We start from the raw sequence: 1,509 nt of genomic DNA, 5'->3' as shown, positions 1-1,509 counted from the left end.
GTGACAGATGGGTGAAAGGCCGCTATTGTCCACGACCAGTTGCGCATTCCGCCGATCTAAGAGTTCAGGTAAGCTATGAACTCCGCGGAGAGAACTCCATTGGCTCTCTGGTTCATCTGGCAGGTCGGCCCCAGATATCATCTGGAAATCTTGCCCGTCGAGCGGCTCCACCGAGACCTCAAGCTTCGCGTTCGATAGCTGCACTGCCGACCGGTTGTGGAGTATGAACTTCATCTCGATGAGCGCGGCTTGCACACGGACGTATTCTGCATACTCCCTCCAGAAGTCCCTATTGTCGCGCCAGATTGATGGCACGGCGATCTGGTGCCCAAACAGGCCGGTCTCTCTTCGTGGACTTTCGTAGTCAGGTAGCTCCTCCGGGAACTGCAGGTAGTTCAACTCAAAGGTGGCGTTCAGCTCCTCGTTATTGGGAGCGAGTACCGACAGGTCCAAGCGCAAGTCTCCACGTCTGGCGTCGGCCAGCACCATGGCGGCAATCTCCGGGGGCTCGGCCTCGTCCGTGCTGCTTCCGCGGCGCACGTACACGACGTTACTCTTCAGCTTTCCGTATGCGTGTGCCAAGTAGAAGGGGCGCTTCTGCTTTGGAATCGTGATGACACCAACGGTTTTACCCTCATGCAGGTGCTCTTCGTACTTGAAGGTCAACTTCGGCTTAACTTTGCCGTGTACGAACTGCTGTACCTTGGCATCGTCAATGCTTTCAGATATGCCCACGACAGCAGCAGGGTGCGGACGCTGATCTCTAAAGCCAAGCAAGATGTAGCCTGGTCCATCGCGCCAGGCATTGGCTATCGCTAGGATATCTTTAAGCATCTCCGCTTTGTCCTCGTCGCTGCCGCCGATGAAGCGGTACTGAGCGGACTTGAAGTCGATGTCAGTGCCTTCACTCTTGTATCGGAGCGCGGTCAGAAGTTCGTCCGTCACGATAGGTCCAAAGAATGGGTGAAATCGCCCGCCCCGGATTGGGCGGCTGAAGGCAACGGCGTTGCGCATGCGAGATTCTACGCGGTGCATCGCCTGTTGCCGCATAGGAACAAGCGATAGGGTGTAACCCTTACTGCGTGACCGAGTGACCGCGAAGGTCCACATCGGTGGATCAGAACGGCGGCGCAGGGTCGGCAAGAGCCCACTCTGCAGTCCAGGAAATTCGCGCTTCTCGTCATGGCAGTCCAACTGATTCGGGTTCCTCACATGTAGCAGGCCGTAGTCTGAATCCCTGATTCGCCACCACCCAGTACCAAGGCTGCGCGGCCCCGGAAGGGGCGCGGCGCAGTTTTGCGTTGAAGCCTTACAAATTAGCTGACCTTAGGTTCGCTTGCCTCCACGCCCCCATCGATCGGCTACCCAAACAACGAGCAGTATCAACGCGAATTCGAGCAGCAGTAGGGAGATTGCGAGTTCACCATCCAGCAGAAATCTCAGCGCCTTCGCGACGCCGGCAAAATTGGCGCCCTCTTCGGAGGCACGATCTACGGCTTGCGGCAGTGA

At 57.3% G+C, this 1,509-nt stretch carries 2 protein-coding genes; both read right to left on the bottom strand.

The window, feature by feature from the left end; genetic code table 11:
* On the bottom strand, positions 1 to 945 hold a 945-nt coding region (locus tag E1J61_RS37115; RefSeq protein ID WP_207951325.1), incomplete at its 3' end, for a helix-turn-helix domain-containing protein.
* 381 nt (positions 946 to 1,326) lie between these two features.
* A partial coding sequence (locus E1J61_RS38005; RefSeq protein WP_207951324.1) for a hypothetical protein occupies positions 1,327 to 1,509 on the bottom strand: 183 nt, incomplete at its 5' end.

Origin of the sequence: Cupriavidus sp. L7L (assembly GCF_004353535.1) — a bacterium.
Taxonomy (GTDB): Bacteria; Pseudomonadota; Gammaproteobacteria; order Burkholderiales; family Burkholderiaceae; genus Cupriavidus; species Cupriavidus oxalaticus_A.
This window is presented reverse-complemented; position numbering and strand designations above follow the sequence as displayed.